General features: G+C 73.0%; 2 protein-coding genes. One reads left to right on the top strand and one right to left on the bottom strand.

Features of this window, described 5'->3' with window-relative positions; all coding sequences use genetic code 11:
- Positions 1-13: 13 nt before the first annotated feature.
- On the bottom strand, positions 14-958 hold the full coding sequence (locus AB8Z36_RS39770) for an ATP-binding cassette domain-containing protein (RefSeq protein WP_369218229.1): 945 nt from the start codon (positions 956-958) through the stop codon (positions 14-16).
- Positions 959-1097: 139 nt separating this feature from the next.
- Between AB8Z36_RS39770 and AB8Z36_RS39765 the strand changes: the two genes are divergently transcribed.
- On the top strand, positions 1098-1467 hold a 370-nt coding region (locus tag AB8Z36_RS39765; RefSeq protein WP_369218228.1), incomplete at its 3' end, for a GNAT family N-acetyltransferase.

Raw genomic sequence — 1467 nt, 5'->3', positions numbered from 1 at the left:
GTGGTGAGGGTGCTCATGCCGCTGCTCCTTCCTGCCGCGGGGCGCCCGTCGAGGCGACGTACTCGACGGAGTCCCGCGTGAGGTCCATGAACGCCTGCTCCAGCGAGGCGGTCTGCGGGGTCAGTTCGAAGAGGGGGATGCCGTGGGCGGCGGCGGTGCGGCCGATGTGCTCGGCGTCGGTGCCGCGGACCTCAAGGGCGCCGCGGACGCCGGAGGCGCCGCCGGTGACACGCACGGCGGGGGCGGCGAGCAGCTCGGCGAGGCGCCCGGCCTCGGGGGTGACGACCTTGACGGCGCCGGAGCCCGACTCGCGCACGAACCGTTCGACGGTGGTGTCCGCGAGCAGCCTGCCCCGGCCGATGATGATCAGGTGGTCGGCGGTGAGCGCCATCTCGCTCATGAGGTGCGAGGAGACGAGCACCGTACGGCCCTCGGCGGCCAGGGATCTGAGGAGGTTGCGGATCCACAGGACGCCCTCGGGGTCGAGGCCGTTGACCGGTTCGTCGAGGATCACCGTGGCCGGGTCGCCGAGCAGGGCGGCGGCGATGCCGAGGCGCTGGCCCATGCCGAGGGAGAAGCCCTTGACGCGCTTGCGGGCGACCTCGTCGATCCCGGCGAGCGCGAGGACCGCCTCGACGCGGCTCCGCGGGATGGAGTGGGTGTGGGCGAGCGCCATGAGGTGGTGGAAGGCGGAGCGTCCCGGGTGGACCGAGCGGGCTTCGAGGAGGGCGCCCACCTCGTGCAGGGGCGCGGGGTGGGCCGCGTACTCACGGCCCCCGATCGTGGCCCGCCCCCGGGTCGGGGCGTCGAGGCCGAGGAGCATGCGCATGGTGGTGGACTTTCCGGCGCCGTTGGGGCCGAGGAAGCCGGTGACGGTGCCCGGCAGGACGTCGAAGCCGAGGTCGTCGACGACGGTCTTGTCGCCGTAGCGTTTGGTGAGTCCGTGTGCCCGAATCATGGTCTCGATGCTGCCGCCCGCCGGGGCGCCGATCGTCGGACCGGGGGCGGGTCGTGACGGTCCGGCGTAGTACCGGGGTACGACGGCGGTCCCGGAAAAATACCGGGGAGCCCCGGACGCGGGAACCTAGGATCACGGCATGACTGATGAGTACGTCGTACGAGCCGTCCGTGCCGAGGAGTGGCCGCAGGTCAAGGAGTTGCGCCTGGCCGCGCTGCGGGACCCGGCGGCGCCGGTCGCCTTCCTGGAGACGTATGAGACCGCCGCCGCGAGGCCGGACTCCTTCTGGCAGGAGCGGGCCGCGGGGAGTTCGCACCAGACCTCGGCCCGGCAGTTCGTGGTGGTGGGGCCGGACGGCGACTGGGCGGGGTCGGTGACGGTGCTCATCGAGGAGCCGGGGGCGAAGGACGTCTTCGGCGGGGTGATCGAGCAGCGGCAGGCCCATCTCGTGGGGGTCTTCGTGCGGCCCGAGCACCGTGGCCGCGGGCTCACGGACGCGCTGTTCGAGG

Source organism: Streptomyces flavofungini, from assembly GCF_041028215.1.
In the GTDB taxonomy this organism is placed as follows: Bacteria; Actinomycetota; Actinomycetes; order Streptomycetales; family Streptomycetaceae; genus Streptomyces; species Streptomyces flavofungini_B.
This window is presented reverse-complemented; position numbering and strand designations above follow the sequence as displayed.

Bases quoted from the DNA above. Each gene is read 5' to 3' on its own strand.
- AB8Z36_RS39770 (WP_369218229.1), bottom strand. From the start codon at position 958: ATGATTCGGGCACACGGACTCACCAAACGCTACGGCGACAAGACCGTC.